We start from the raw sequence: 13,661 nt of genomic DNA, 5'->3' as shown, positions 1-13,661 counted from the left end.
CGGGGACCGGCCTTGTGCCGGTCCCCGCTTCGGCGTGCGGCGCGCGGTCACGGCGATCATTGTGCGGGGCCGGCCGGCCGGCGGCCGGACCGGGAACCTCACGACGGGGAGCGGGAAGCCATGTGGAGCGGTGACGAGCTGGACCTGGACGCGTACCTGGCGCGGATCGGATACGCGGGACCGGTGGGGGAGGGCGGGGAACTCCGGCCGGACCTCGACACGTTGTACGAGGTGCACCGTGCCCACACCACCGCCATCGCCTTCGAGAGCCTGGACGTCCTGCTCGGCCGCCCCGTCGAGCTGGAGCTCAAGGCGATCGAGGACAAGCTCGTGCACCGCCGTCGCGGCGGCTACTGCTACGAGCAGAACTCGCTGCTGGCCGCCGCCCTGGAGCGGATCGGCTTCGAGGTCGCCGGGCGCGGTGCCCGCAACCGCACCCGGGGCGACACCCTGCTGGCGGTGACGCACGCCGTCCTCGTCGTCACCGTCGGGGGCGAACCCTGGCTGTGCGACGCCGGGTTCGGCTACCAGGGCCCGCGCGAGCCCGTACCACTCGCGCGGCCCGGCAGCGAGCTGCGGCAGGGGGCGTGGACGTACGCCGTGCACGAGGAGGAGGACGGCATCCTCGTGCTCCGCACCCTGCGCGGGGAGGTCTGGCGGGACCTGTACGCCTTCTCCCCGCAGCGCTACCACCCCGTCGACTACGTCCTGCTCAACCACTACAGCTCCTCGCACCCCCGCTCCTCCTTCGTCGGGCAGGCCATCGTCCAGTACCCGGGCGACACGGTGCGGCTGGCGCTCGTGGGGCGGGAGCTCACACGGCTGTACCCGGACGGGCGGACCGAGCGGGAGCCCGTCGCCGCCGACGGGCTGCTCTCCCTCCTCGACCGGGAGTTCGGGCTTCGGCTGTCCGGCCGGGATGCGGCGGAACTGGTACGGATCCACCGCTCCGGGGACTGACCCGGGCCGCGCCTGGACCGTACGATGGCGCGGTGCTGGTCAAGTGGATTCGCTGCACGGTGACGGACCGACGCGGGTTCGAGCGCGGGCAGCGCAAATGGGCGGGGCTGCCCGGCGAACCCGGATTCCGGGGGCAGGGCGGTGGCTGGAGCCGGGGCAGGCAGGGGGTCGCGCATGTCTTCGCGTTCTGGGAGAGCCGTGCCTTCTACGACTCCTTCATGGCCCGCTCGCACGACCGGCTCGCGGCCGCGCAGAACGGCACCTTCACGGACGCGCGGGTCACGCTCTTCGACCACCGCTTCGATGTGAAGACGGGCTTCGAGCCCCGCTTCAGCGACGCCGACGTGGTCCGCGTCGCCCACACCCGGGTACGGGAGGGGCGCGTGGACCACTTCGCCCTGATGCAGGAAAAGGTGTGGAATCCGGCCATGGCGGGCTCGCCCGGGATGATCCGCGGCCTCTTCGGGGAGGCCCCCGGCCGGGAGTTCCTGGTCCTGTCCATGTGGCGGGCCGCCGCCGAGCACGGGAAGTACCGCCAGGAGCGGGTGGAGCGGCTCTCGCTGCGCGCCCAGACCGAGGCCGACGTGGAGGCCCTGACCGGGGACGTCGTGGATCTCGAACCCGGCTGGACGGTATGACCGTACGACCTTCGGCATGCCGACCGGCGTGCCCGGTGTGTGCGCGCGCCGATGGCCGAATAGGGTCGTGGAATGGTACGACCACGGCGCATCGTCCTTGTCCGGCACGGGGAATCGGAGGGCAATGCCGATGACACGGTGTACGAGCGTGAGCCCGACCACGCCCTGCGGCTGACCCGAGCCGGCCGCGAACAGGCCGCCGGGGCGGGCGTCCGGCTGCGCGAGCTCTTCGGCGACGAGACCATCAGCGCCTACGTCTCCCCGTACCGCCGGACCCTGCAGACCTTCCGAGAGCTGCGCCTGGACCCCGCCCGGGTGCGGATGCGCGAGGAACCCCGGCTGCGCGAGCAGGACTGGGGGAACTGGCAGGACCGCGACGACGTACGGCTGCAGAAGGCCTACCGCGACGCCTACGGGCACTTCTTCTACCGCTTCGCACAGGGGGAATCGGGAGCGGACGTCTACGACCGCGTCGGCTCCTTCCTGGAGAGCCTCTACCGCAGCTTCGAGGCACCGGACCATCCCGAGAACGTCCTGCTGGTGACCCACGGACTGACGATGCGGCTGTTCTGCATGCGCTGGTTCCACTGGTCGGTAGCCGAGTTCGAGGCGCTGTCCAACCCGGGGAACGGCGAGTACCGCGTGCTGATGCTCGGTCCGGACGGCCGGTACCGGATGGACCGCCCGTTTGAGCGGTGGACCACACCCGAGCCTTATGACCTGGACGGCTAAAGTGACGCGGGATGACCGCTGATTCCGCTCCCGAGACGCGCTACGCACGCGCCATGTCCAGCCTCCGAGGGCTGGCACTGGGGGACGCCCTGGGCTCCCAGTACTTCGTTCCCGTGAACTACCCGCTGCTCAAGCGGCGCGAACTGCCGGCCGGCAGTTCGCCCTGGCAGTGGACCGACGACACCGAGATGGCCTGCTCGGTGGTGGCCGTGCTCGCCACCCACGGACGTGTCGACCAGGACGCGCTGGCCCGTTCCTTCGCCGACCACCACGACTTCGACCGCGGCTACGGGCCCGCCGTGAACCGGATGCTGCGGCTGGTCCGCGAGGGCGAGGACTGGCGCACGCTGGCCGCCGAGCTGTTCAACGGGCAGGGCTCCTGGGGCAACGGCGCCGCGATGCGCATCGCCCCGCTGGGCGCCTGGTACGCGGACGACCCGGAGCAGGCCACGCACCAGGCGGAGATCTCCGCGTACACCACCCACCAGCACCGTGAGGCGGTGTGCGGGGCGATGGCCGTCGCCGCCGCGGCCTCGCTGGCGGCCTCCCCGGCCGGTGCCCCGACCGCCGCCGAGCTGCTGGACGGCGTGATCGCGCTGGTGCCGCGCAGCGCGGTGGGCGCGGGCCTGCGCAGGGCGCGCGGCATGCTGGACTACGACGACGCGACCACCGTCGCGGCGGTGCTGGGCTGCGGCCGGCGTACGAGCGCTCACGACACGGTGCCCTTCGCGCTGTGGTCGGCGGCGCGGGCTCTGGACGACTTCGAGCGGGCCTTCTGGACCACGGCCGGGGTCGGCGGGGACGTCGACACCACCTGCGCGATCGTGGGAGGCGTGCTGGGGGCGCGCGGGGACGCGGTACTGCCGCAGTCCTGGCTGTCGCGCACCGAGGCCCTGCCGGCATGGCTCCCGGGGCCGGCGGCCTAGGGCCTGTCGTCAAACTCCCGTCTGCCCCGCGGCGCCTGGCACGCGCTCTCGCCGCACCGGGCGAAAGCCCGAGTACGGTCCAGTACGCGGGCTTCCGCCCGGCACGCCGAGAGCACGCACCAGACGCCGCGGGGCCGCCCTCCGGGCGACGACGGGAGTTTGACGACAGGCCCTACTGATCTTTTCGTAAGTTCGGTGGGTGTGGTGGGTGGATGGTCAGGCCGGTGTGGGCGAGGAAAGACCATGGCAGTTGCGGGTTGTGGTTGATGCGGTGGATGCCTTGTTCGGTGGCGTCGGCGACGTCGGCGAGGTGGTCGCCGGCGAGGTTGGCGAGTTCACGCTTCTTGAGCGAGGACCACAGCAGCTCCACCGGGTTCAGCTCGGGAGCGTAGGCGGGTAACCGCTCCAGGGTGAGCCAGTCCTGGTCGGCGACCCAGGCCCGCATCGCCCGGCTCCAATGGGCGGAAAGGCCGTCCCAGACCAGGACCACCCGCTCGCCGCGGTAGAACACCTTCATCTGCTCCAGGACCTCGATGAGGGCCGTGGTGTCGTAGCTGCCGGGCTTGAGGTGGAAGCACAGGCGGGCCCCTCGATCGGGGTCGGCGGAGTGGTAACCCAAGGCCCCGGCCATCGACGCCCGCTTCCAGTTCAGCCGGTGCCGCAGGAGCGGAGTCCGCCCTCGGGGCGAGTAGGTGCGGCGGATCTGAGGCAGCAGAGAGACGCCCGATTCGTCGAGGAACACGATCTAGGCACGTGTGTTCACGGCCCCTTTTTGATCCGCGGCCACTCATGCGCGATCCAGCGGGCGATCTCCGACTCGTCCCTCTCGACCGCCCGCCGCTCGGGCCGCTGCAGACTCCATCCGAGCCGGCCGGTCAGCAGCCGCCACACCGACGCCCTCGACAGCACCACTCCCGTCACCTGCTCCACGACGGCACCGACTCGCTCCAGGGTCCACAGGTCGGCCTCGAACCCATGAGCCTGGGCTCCTCGCATCAACGCGGCCCGGACAGTCTCGACCTGGGCGTCGTCCAGCTTGGGCGGACGACCGGTGGCCGCACGCCGCCGCAGGGCCGAAGCACCACCTTCCTCCCACGCCCGCCGCCATCGCCGCACGCTCTCCGCACACACCCCCACCGCCCGCGCAATCTCCACATTCGAGACACCGTCCTCAAATAACTCGACCGCCCGAACACGACGCGCCTCCGCCAACTGAGGCCGCGGCAACGGAGGAAGGAAGGCGCCGGCCGCAGAGGGCGAAGGTTGATAAGACACCCCGACAGCTTCCCACCCGCACCGCCACCACACCCACCGAACTTACGAAAAGATCAGTAGGACGCCCCTTCCGGATCCTGCCCGGCCCGCGCCGGTTCGGTGCGGAAGTGCCGTACGGGGGCCCGGGCGCGCGCGGTGTGACTCCGGGCGCCCGGGCCCTTGTAGGGGTGCAGGAGCGGTCAGGCCGCCGGGCCCGCCTTGGCGGCGGTTCCGTTGAGGGCCTCCAGGTCGCTCCTGCGCACCCGGATCACCAGGAGCGCCGTGGCCAGGGCCAGTCCTGCCATGGCGACGGCCGCCGTGAAGGCCGTCGAGATGCCGTGGGTGAGGACGAGGTCTCCCCAGGGGTCCGGAAGCCGGGTGGGGTCCGGGAACGTCACCTGCTGCTGGTCGCCGGTCTGTGCGCCGATGAAGGCGGGTATCTGCCGCTCGGCCTCGTGACGGCTCGCCGTCCCGAACACCGTGACCAGGATGGACAGGCCGAGCGAGCCGCCGACCTGCTGGCTGGCGTTGAGCAGCCCGGAGGCCGCGCCGGCCTCCCTCGGGGCCACGCCGGAGACGGCCGTGAGGGTGAGGGTCACGAAGTTGAGGCCCATGCCGAAGCCGAACAGCAGCATCGGGCCGAGGACGCCGGAGAGGTACGAGCTGTCGGTGCGGATGAAGGACAGCCAGGCCAGTCCGCTTCCGGTGAGCGCCGATCCGAGGACCATGAACGGCTTCGGGCCGAAGCGGGGCAGGAAGCGCTGCGAGAGGCCGGCGGCGGTGACGATGGCGGCGGTCACCGGCAGGAAGCCGAGCCCGGCCCGGATGGGCGAGAAGCCCAGCACGTTCTGCACGAACTGGACGATGAAGAAGAACATGCCGAACATGGCGGCGGCGAGGCCGAGCATGATCACGTACGTGCCGGCCCGGTTGCGGTCGGCGAACATCCGCAGCGGGACGATCGGTTCGGCGGCCCGGGACTCGATGACCACGAACAGGCCCAGCAGGACGACGGCGGCCACGAACGAGCCGATGGTGAGGGAGTCCCGCCAGCCGTCCTCGGACGCGCGGATGAACCCGTAGACGAGCGTGGCCATGCCGCCGGTGGAGGTGAGCGCCCCGGCGAGGTCGAAGCGGCCGGGGTGGCGCTCCGACTCGCTGATGTAGAGCGGGGTCAGGACCGCGATCAGCAGGCCGATGGGGACGTTGACGAAGAGGACCCAGCGCCAGTCGAGCCATTCGGTGAGCATGCCGCCGGTCAGCAGCCCGATGGCGCCGCCGCCCGCCGAGACGGCGGCGAACACCCCGAACGCCCGGTTCCGCTCGGGGCCTTCGGCGAAGGTGGTCGTGATCAGCGCGAGCGAGGTCGGCGAGGCGATCGCGCCGCCGACTCCCTGGAGCGCGCGGGCGGCCAGCAGTTGCCAGGGCTCCTGGGCGAAGCCGCCGAGGAGGGAGGCCAGGGTGAAGAGCAGGATTCCGGTCAGGAAGACGCGGCGCCTGCCGAGGATGTCGCCGGCCCGGCCGCCGAGCAGCAGGAGGCCGCCGAAGGTGAGGGTGTAGGCGCTGAGCACCCAGGAGAGGTCGGTGGTGGAGAAGTCGAGTGAGGTCTGGATGTGCGGGAGCGCGATGTTCACGATCGTCGCGTCGAGTACGACCATCAGCTGGCAGGCCGCGATGACGGCGAGTGCCACGCCTGGGCGCCCGGGCCGTCGGGCGGCCCCCGGTATCCGAGGAGTGGCGAGTTGAGTGCTTGTCACTGTCGATCCCCCCGAAGTGAAATAGTGAACGCATCCGTTCACTGCGGGACCACGGTAGGAGTCCGCTCGTAGGGAACGCAAGCGTTCACTAGGGCTGAAAATACGTGCGACGGACGCACGGCCCGGTCGGAGGTATGGAGCATGACGGGTTCGCGCTGGTCGGCGGGGGCGGCGCCGGGGCGCAGGCGGGGGCCGGAGCTCGAACGGGCGATTCTGGACGCCGCCCTGGAACAACTCAGCACGGTCGGCTGGAACGCCCTCACGATGGAGGGCGTCGCGGCCGGGGCGCGCACGGGCAAGGCGGCCCTCTACCGGCGCTGGCCCTCGAAGGCGGACCTGGTCGCCGAGGTGCTGCGGGCGGGGCTGCCCGCGCTGGGGGAGATCCCGGACCAGGGATCGGTCCGCGAAGACCTCCGCCGGCTGTGTGTGCGGATGCTTGACGTCATGCGCTCTCGGGCGGGTGTCGCGCTGCGGGCCGTCCTTCACGAATGCGATCACGTCCATGCCGACCGGTTCCGTGGGGTCATCTGGAACGGGCTGCACGAACCGGCCCACGAGCTGATCCGGGAGCTGGTGCAGCGCGGAATCGAGCGGGGGGACGTGCGGGCGGATGCGATGAGTCCGCTCGTCGTCGACGTGATTCCGGCGATGATGATGTACCGCGCCAAGGTGTGCGGGAGCGAATGGCCGGACGCGGAGATCGTCGAGATGATCGACCGGGTGATGGTGCCGATGCTCCGGGCCTGAGCCGACCGTACGCCGGGTGCACGGCCCGCCCCGAAGCCTGGTCCCGGCCCCGGCCCGGAGCCCGCTCCGGGGCCCGTGGGCCCGCCCGGACCACGCTTGCCGCAGGCCGGGGTGTGCAGGCGGCTCCGGGCGGCGTAACCTTGCTGGCGCCATGCCGTACGAAGCACCCACCCACACCGTCGAGCGCTCCCTCCGTGCAACCACCGGCGCCAAGGTCATCGCCGGGGTCGACGAGGTCGGACGAGGGGCCTGGGCCGGTCCCGTCACCGTCTGCGCGGCGGTCACCGGACTGCGCCGGCCGCCCGCGGGACTCACCGACTCCAAACTGCTCACCCCCAAGCGACGCGACGCGCTGCTCGACGTCCTGGAGGACTGGGTCACCGCCCACGCGCTCGGGCACGCCTCTCCCGAGGAGATCGACGAGCTGGGGATGACGGCCGCCCTGCGGCTCGCGGCGGTGCGCGCGCTGGAGGCCCTTCCGGTGCGGCCCGACGCGGTGATCCTCGACGGCAAGCACGACTACCTCGGCCCGCCGTGGCAGGTCCGAACGGTGATCAAGGGCGACCAGTCCTGCGTCGCCGTCGCCGCGGCCTCGGTGATCGCCAAGGTCCGCCGCGACCGGATGATGGCCGAACTCGGCGAACAGGGCGACGGAATAGAGGACTTCGCTTTCGCCGCCAACGCCGGCTATCCCTCGCCCGTGCACCGGGCCGCCCTGGAGGTCCGCGGGCCCACCGCGTACCACCGGCTCTCGTGGTCGTACCTCGACGCGCTGCCCCAGTGGCGGCACTTGAAGAAGGTGCGCCGGAGCGAGGAATCGGTGGAGCTGGAAAACGGAGGCCAACTCGGCTTCGATTTCTGATCGCACCCACGTGCCACCCACCGGTACGTTTCGTACCGGTGTTTGATAGATATCAACTCATGCCTCTCACCCCCGCCATCGAGGAGCCTCAGATTCACGAGAGTGCCCAGGGTCCCCGCGTCACGCCGGTCGCGAGCCGCACCGCGCAGACCCCCCGCCCCGTACCTGGTCCGCGTCCCGCAGCCGTACCCCGGCCCGGACGCCCCGGTCCTGTCCGGCCCGCCCCGCCCGCGCAGCGCGCGGCACAGGCCACCCCCGGACCCGTTCCCGCAGCCCCCACCGCGCCGTCCGTCTCGGCGGCGGTGCCGCAGGTCCAGCTGATCCCGGCATCCGCCGAGGGTGCGCTGGACGCGGCCGAGGAGGCCGTGGACCTGCTGCTCGACACCGGGCGCGCGCCCGGCGACATCCTCGTCCTCACCACCGGCGACCCGCACCCGTGGGCCGCGCACGAACTGTCCTTCGGCGAGGCCCCCTACTGGGCCCAGCACGACGCCGGGGACGACGTCTTCTACGCGGACGCGGCGCACGTACAGCGCGCCGCGAGCCGTCCCGTCGTGGTCTTCGCCGCCAACGGCGGACCGGCCGGGACGATCACCGCCGCACTGCCGGTCGCGCTCTCGCGGGCCGGTGCGCTGCTGATCGTGTGCGGCGACGTACAGCAGATCAACTCCGTGCTGGGCACGGGCGTCTGACGCCCCGTACCCCGCACGGGCCAGGGGCGGGGCGGGCCCGGTGCCGGCCCCGCTGAAGTCCGAGGCCCGACCAGCCGTACGCCCTTCGCGGGAGTGCGGCCGTGAAGGCTGTCCGCGGCGCTGTGCCGTGCCGTGCCCCCGCGCGGCACGGGCGCCGGGGCCGGACCGTGGTTCCGGCAGGCCGCGCACGTGGTGGCCGATGCGTGGCGGACGGACGGGTACGTGGAACAGCCCGGGCGCGTGGTGTGCGGGCGGTGCGGCTTCGGCGGTGCGCGTCCTCAGCGGGCCGCGGTGCGGCGCAGGGCCTCCGCGGCGCCACCACCGGTGCGCAGGGTCAGCGGTGTGACCTCGGCCGTTATGGACCCGAGGTGCTCGGGCCGGGAGTCCGAGCTGGGGCTCCGGCCGCCCCTGCCCTCGCCGAGCACCTGCCAGCCGCCGCGCGTCAGAGTGATGTACGCGCCGCAGCGCAGGCCGTGCAGGGTGCAGGCGTCCCGCAGCCCCCACATCCAGGCGCCGTCCTCCTCGGTCCACCGCTCGTCGCCGTCGCGGCAGTACATCAGCACCGCCGTCCTGACCGGGGTCCGTCGCCGCAGGTCGTGCGGGATGATCCGGCGCAGCCGGGACAACAGCGCGTTGCGGTACTCCCAGCCGTCGGCCGAGACCGACCTCTGCGCGAACGACGCACTGGCCACGAGTCTCTCATCGGGACCCAGCACGGCTATGACGGCCGTGGACGGTACCGGGCTGTGCCGGGAGTGCAGCCCGCCGACCACCTCGCGCGGATTGGTCAGCAAGGGGATTCCCGCAGCCGTCCACTCGGCGGGTTCGAGCAGTCTGCCGTGCCGGCTGGCGCCGCCGGTGGCCGTTGTCAGGGTCGTGGTCGAAGGCGGGGCGAATCCGAAGGTCACGGTCCTCCCTTCGGGTACTCGCCCGGGAACGGGCACGGCTGGGGTGCGGGCGCGCGCCACGACACGGCCCTGGAGAGTGCCGAAGAGCCGCGCGGGAGCACTCCCGATTCTCGCGTGGCCCGCGAGGGTGGGGCAATGAGCATTTGAGGCCGCAGACCGGAATTCGCCGGTATGCCGTTCATATCCTTGCCCCGCCAGGCCGAAGATGACGCATTCCGCTACGGCTGGAGCGCGAGCACCAGCGGAAACACACCCTTCGCACCCGCCCGCCGCAGCAGCCGGGCGGCCACCGCGAGGGTCCAGCCGCTCTCCGAGCGGTCGTCGACGAGGAGCACCGGGCCCGAGACCTCAGCCAGGGTGGCCGCCAGCGCCGGGGGCACGGTCAAGGCCTGGTGGAGCGCCCGGACCCGCTGGGCGCTGTTCGAGGACGGCAGCCCGAACTCCGGTGCCTGACCGGTGTACTCCAATACTCCGAGCAGCGGCATGCGGCCGACCTCCGCGATCCGGGCGGCCAGCGAGCCGACCAGCTGCGGCCGGCTCCGCGAGGGCAGCGCGACCACGCCCACGGGCCGGGCGGGAGCGTCCGCGGCCCCCGAGGCCCAGCCGCCCGGACCCCGGGCCCAGTCGGCCATCACGGCCACCACGGCCTGCGTCACATCGTCCGGAACGGCCTGGTCGGGCGACTGCCGGGCGAGCATCGGCCGCAGCCGGTTGCCCCAGCCGATGTCGGACAGCCTGCCCAGGGCCCGGCCCGTCGAGGCCTGTTCCCCGGCCGGGATCCGGCCCTTGAGGTCCACGCCCACCGCCACGAGCCCCGTCGGCCACATCCTGCGCGGCTCCAGCTCCACACCGGGACGGCCCAGCTCGCCCCGGGCGGTGTCCAGGGCGGCGGTGGAGACGTCCGCGGTGAAACGGGCCCCGGCGCAGTTGTCGCAGCGGCCGCAGGGCGCGGCCTCCTCGTCGTCGAGCTGGCGGCGCAGGAACTCCATGCGGCACGCGGTGGAGGCGGCGTAGTCCCGCATCGCCTGCTGCTCGGCGGACCGCTGCCGGGCGACCCAGGCGTACCGCTCGGCGTCGTACGCCCAGGGCTCCCCCGTAGAGGTCCAGCCGCCCTTGACGCGGTGGACGGCGCCGTCCACGTCGAGCACCTTGAGCATCGTTTCGAGCCGGGTCCGGCGCAGGTCGACCAGGGGCTCCAGGGCGGGCAGCGACATCGGCCGGCCCGCCTGGGCCAGGACGTCCAGGGTGCGGCGCACCTGCTCCTCCGGGGGGAAGGCCACGGAGGCGAAGTACTGCCAGATCGCCTCGTCCTCACGGCCCGGCAGCAGCAGTACCTCCGCGTGCTCCACACCACGGCCGGCGCGGCCGACCTGCTGGTAGTAGGCGATGGGGGAGGAGGGTGAACCGAGGTGCACCACGAAGCCCAGGTCCGGCTTGTCGAAGCCCATTCCGAGGGCCGAGGTGGCCACCAGGGCCTTGACCCGGTTGGCCTGGAGGTCGTTCTCCGCCTGCTCACGGTCCGCGTTCTCGGTCTTGCCCGTGTAGGACGACACCGTGTGCCCGCGGTGTCGCAGGTAGGCGGTCACCTCCTCGGCGGCGGCCACCGTCAGCGTGTAGATGATTCCCGAGCCGGGCAGGTCCGCGAGGTGGTCGGCGAGCCAGGCCAGGCGGTGCGCGGCGTCGGGCAGCGTCAGGACGGCCAGGCTCAGGCTCTCCCGGTCCAGGGGCCCGCGCAGCACCAGCGCGTCCGTGCCCGCCCCGGTGCCCAGCTGTTCGGCGACGTCGGCCGTCACACGGGCGTTGGCGGTGGCGGTGGTCGCCAGGACCGGGACGCCGGGCGGCAGATCGGCCAGCATGGTGCGCAGCCGGCGGTAGTCGGGCCGGAAGTCGTGCCCCCAGTCGGAGATGCAGTGCGCCTCGTCGACCACGAGCAGGCCGGTCGCCGCCGACAGCTTGGGGAGCACCTGGTCACGGAAGTCCGGGTTGTTGAGCCGCTCCGGACTGACCAGCAGGACGTCGACCTCGCCTGCGGCGACCTCGGCCTGGATGCCCTCCCACTCCTCCGGATTGGCGGAATTGATGGTGCGGGCGCGGATCCCGGCCCTGGCCGCCGCCTCGACCTGGTTGCGCATCAGCGCGAGCAGCGGGGAGACGATGACGGTCGGTCCGGCGCCGCCCGCCCGCAGCAGGGACGTGGCGACGAAGTACACGGCGGACTTGCCCCAGCCCGTGCGCTGGACCACCAGCGCGCGCCGCTTGTGGGCGACGAGGGCCTCGATCGCGGTCCACTGGTCCTCGCGCAGCCGAGCGGTGCCCGTGGGGTCGCCCACGAGCCGGGCGAGGACGGAATCGGCCGAGGACCTCAGGTCTGCGTTCATGCCCCCATGCAACCCGATGCCTCCGACATCGCGCCAATGACGCCCTGAAGCCTGTGGATGTTGAAGGCTTGAAGAAGCGGGATCCGGGGGTGCCCCGGAAGTTATCCACAGGGGTTTCGTGATCGGATCACGCACGGGACCGTCGAGACATGACGACGAACCACGAATCACGCAGCCCGTCCGGCCGACCGTCCATCAGCCCGTCCGGATCCGCCGGCGAACCCCAGATCACCCTGCGCAGCCCGGCCGAACTGGCCGACGCGCTGCCCTACATGCTCGGCTTCCATCCCACCGACTCCCTCATCCTCGTCGCCGTGCACGGCGAGGGCGGCCGCTTCGGAGGCCGGCTCCGCGTCGGGATCCCCACCACGCCCGCCGAATGGGAGGACACCGCCCGGCAGGTCGCCGAATGCCTCATCCGGGGCAGCGAGCGGCGTGGCGGCAAGCCCGACGGCATCGTGGCCTTCCTCTGCCAGGACCCGCGCGACGGGGAGAGCGGGCAGCGGGTGATGACCCGGCTCCGGCCGCTCGCCCAGCGGCTGCGGATGGCCTGCGGCGCCCTGGACGTCCCCGTCCTGGAGGCGCTGTGCCTGTCCGGCGGCCGCTACTGGTCGTACACGTGCCCCGACGGCGACTGCTGCCCGGCCGAGGGAAACCCCCTGGCCGCTCCCGGCACCTCCGTGATGGCCGCGGCGGCCACGTTCGCAGGGCTCCAGGTCCGGGGCTCACTGAAGGAGATCGAGGGCCGGCTCACGCCGCTTCGCGGGGTCTGGGCCGCCGACCAGGAAGAAGCCCTGGAACGGGCGGCCGCCGCGCTCGTGCCGAAGATCCTCGACGGGGCCACCCGCGAACAGGTCCGCGCCGAGACCCTCACTCTCGCCAGGACCCTCATGCGGCGCATGACCCTCGCCCCACCCGCGGAAGGCGGACCCCACGCCGACGACTGGGACGACGCGCTGCTCGGCCACGAGGAGGCCGCCGCCGTGATCCTCGGGCTTCAGGACCGCGAGACCCGCGACATCGCCGCCGAGTGGATGGAGGACGACGAAGCCGCCCCGGCCCTCAGGCTGTGGCGGGCGCTGGCCCGGCGCTGCGTCGGGGCCTACGGGGAGCACGCGGCGGCCCCGCTCACCCTCGCCGGCTGGGTCTCCTGGTCCTGCGGGGACGAGCCGACCGCCCGGATCGCGCTGGGGCTGGCGCTGCGGGCGGACGCCGATTACCGCTTCGCCCAGCTGCTCCACCACGCCTGCAATGAGGGCATCGACCCCGAAGGGCTGCGGCAGTGCCTGCGGGAGGAACGCCGACGCCGCGAACCGAGCCGCAGGCGGCCCTCCGGAGCCACCCGCCCACCCGGCCGCAAGGCCACCGGCCAGCGCCGCCGCAGCGCCCGGCGCACCGAGGGGAGCGACCAGTGAGCCCCCGCCGGGCCCCCGGCCGGAGCAGCTGCGCGCAGCGGCTCTGGAGCGCGGCGGGCGCGACCCTGCGGCGACGGCGCGCCGCAGGGTACGGGCAGCCGCCCCCGGGGCCCGTGACCCGGGCGGGGGCGGGGGCGTTCAGCTGGAGGGTGGCGGGGGCCCGGCCACGCCGCCGCCCAGCCGACATGGCCGGAGCGCAGACAAGGCGACACATGGCTCCCCCCGTACCCGCGGTCCCCGAGACCGACCCGCCCGACACGGCCCCTACGGCCCACCCGCCGGGGGCTGCCTCCGCGGCCCATCTGCCCGGTGCCGCTGCCGCGACCCGTCCGCCAGGCACCGTGGACGCCGGCGCGGCGCAAGGGGCCGCTCGGGTGCTCGTGCCCGGGGGG

13 protein-coding genes are annotated in these 13,661 nt (G+C 72.8%); 8 read left to right on the top strand and 5 right to left on the bottom strand.

Going from position 1 to position 13,661, the window contains the following annotated elements:
• Positions 1 to 120: 120 nt before the first annotated feature.
• The 4 genes from OOK31_RS08480 to OOK31_RS08465 all read left to right on the top strand — a co-directional run bounded on the left by OOK31_RS08480 (position 121) and on the right by OOK31_RS08465 (position 3,256).
• Positions 121 to 960, top strand: a complete 840-nt coding sequence (locus OOK31_RS08480; RefSeq protein ID WP_267011721.1) for an arylamine N-acetyltransferase — start codon at positions 121 to 123, stop codon at positions 958 to 960.
• Between the two features lie 32 nt (positions 961 to 992).
• Entirely contained in the window at positions 993 to 1,598 is a 606-nt protein-coding gene (locus OOK31_RS08475) for a YdbC family protein (protein WP_267011720.1), read from the top strand.
• A 72-nt stretch (positions 1,599 to 1,670) separates the two neighbouring features.
• A complete protein-coding gene (locus tag OOK31_RS08470) occupies positions 1,671 to 2,330 on the top strand; it encodes a histidine phosphatase family protein (protein WP_267011719.1) in 660 nt (219 codons plus the stop codon).
• Positions 2,331 to 2,341: 11 nt separating this feature from the next.
• Positions 2,342 to 3,256, top strand: a complete 915-nt coding sequence (locus OOK31_RS08465) for an ADP-ribosylglycohydrolase family protein (RefSeq protein WP_267011718.1) — start codon at positions 2,342 to 2,344, stop codon at positions 3,254 to 3,256.
• Positions 3,257 to 3,428: 172 nt separating this feature from the next.
• Here OOK31_RS08465 and OOK31_RS08460 read toward each other — a convergent pair whose 3' ends face one another.
• The 3 genes from OOK31_RS08460 to OOK31_RS08450 form a co-directional block, all read right to left on the bottom strand.
• Complete coding sequence (locus OOK31_RS08460) at positions 3,429 to 3,998, bottom strand: transposase (protein ID WP_267011717.1); 570 nt, start codon at positions 3,996 to 3,998, stop codon at positions 3,429 to 3,431.
• Positions 3,999 to 4,015: 17 nt separating this feature from the next.
• The gene (locus OOK31_RS08455; RefSeq protein WP_267011716.1) at positions 4,016 to 4,411 is read right to left on the bottom strand and encodes a winged helix-turn-helix domain-containing protein; all 396 of its coding nucleotides are present in this window, start codon (positions 4,409 to 4,411) and stop codon (positions 4,016 to 4,018) included.
• A 299-nt stretch (positions 4,412 to 4,710) separates the two neighbouring features.
• Positions 4,711 to 6,267 (bottom strand): MFS transporter, encoded by a 1,557-nt coding sequence (locus OOK31_RS08450; protein WP_267011715.1) that lies wholly within the window; start codon positions 6,265 to 6,267, stop codon positions 4,711 to 4,713.
• A 141-nt stretch (positions 6,268 to 6,408) separates the two neighbouring features.
• Between OOK31_RS08450 and OOK31_RS08445 the strand changes: the two genes are divergently transcribed.
• From OOK31_RS08445 to OOK31_RS08435, 3 genes are all read left to right on the top strand, one after another.
• Positions 6,409 to 7,014: a TetR/AcrR family transcriptional regulator gene (locus tag OOK31_RS08445; protein ID WP_267011714.1), complete on the top strand. Its 606-nt coding sequence runs from the start codon at positions 6,409 to 6,411 to the stop codon at positions 7,012 to 7,014.
• Between the two features lie 151 nt (positions 7,015 to 7,165).
• Positions 7,166 to 7,876: a ribonuclease HII gene (locus tag OOK31_RS08440; protein ID WP_267011713.1), complete on the top strand. Its 711-nt coding sequence runs from the start codon at positions 7,166 to 7,168 to the stop codon at positions 7,874 to 7,876.
• 59 nt (positions 7,877 to 7,935) lie between these two features.
• Complete coding sequence (locus tag OOK31_RS08435; RefSeq protein ID WP_267011712.1) at positions 7,936 to 8,568, top strand: hypothetical protein; 633 nt, start codon at positions 7,936 to 7,938, stop codon at positions 8,566 to 8,568.
• A 278-nt stretch (positions 8,569 to 8,846) separates the two neighbouring features.
• Here the strand turns inward: OOK31_RS08435 and OOK31_RS08430 are convergent, their stop codons facing one another.
• On the bottom strand, positions 8,847 to 9,476 hold the full coding sequence (locus OOK31_RS08430) for a hypothetical protein (RefSeq protein ID WP_267011711.1): 630 nt from the start codon (positions 9,474 to 9,476) through the stop codon (positions 8,847 to 8,849).
• A gap of 218 nt (positions 9,477 to 9,694) precedes the next feature.
• Positions 9,695 to 11,854 carry a RecQ family ATP-dependent DNA helicase gene (locus tag OOK31_RS08425; RefSeq protein ID WP_267011710.1) on the bottom strand — a complete coding sequence of 720 codons (2,160 nt, stop codon included), beginning with the start codon at positions 11,852 to 11,854 and terminating at the stop codon, positions 9,695 to 9,697.
• 149 nt (positions 11,855 to 12,003) lie between these two features.
• Here OOK31_RS08425 and OOK31_RS08420 point away from each other — a divergent pair, with 149 nt between their 5' ends.
• Positions 12,004 to 13,269 (top strand): DUF4192 domain-containing protein, encoded by a 1,266-nt coding sequence (locus OOK31_RS08420; RefSeq protein WP_267011709.1) that lies wholly within the window; start codon positions 12,004 to 12,006, stop codon positions 13,267 to 13,269.
• The last annotated feature ends 392 nt before the right edge of the window (positions 13,270 to 13,661 follow it).

Source organism: Streptomyces sp. NBC_00249 (assembly GCF_026342355.1).
Classification (GTDB): Bacteria; Actinomycetota; Actinomycetes; order Streptomycetales; family Streptomycetaceae; genus Streptomyces.
Note: the sequence above shows the minus strand (reverse complement) of the source record. Positions and strands in the feature narration are given on the sequence as shown.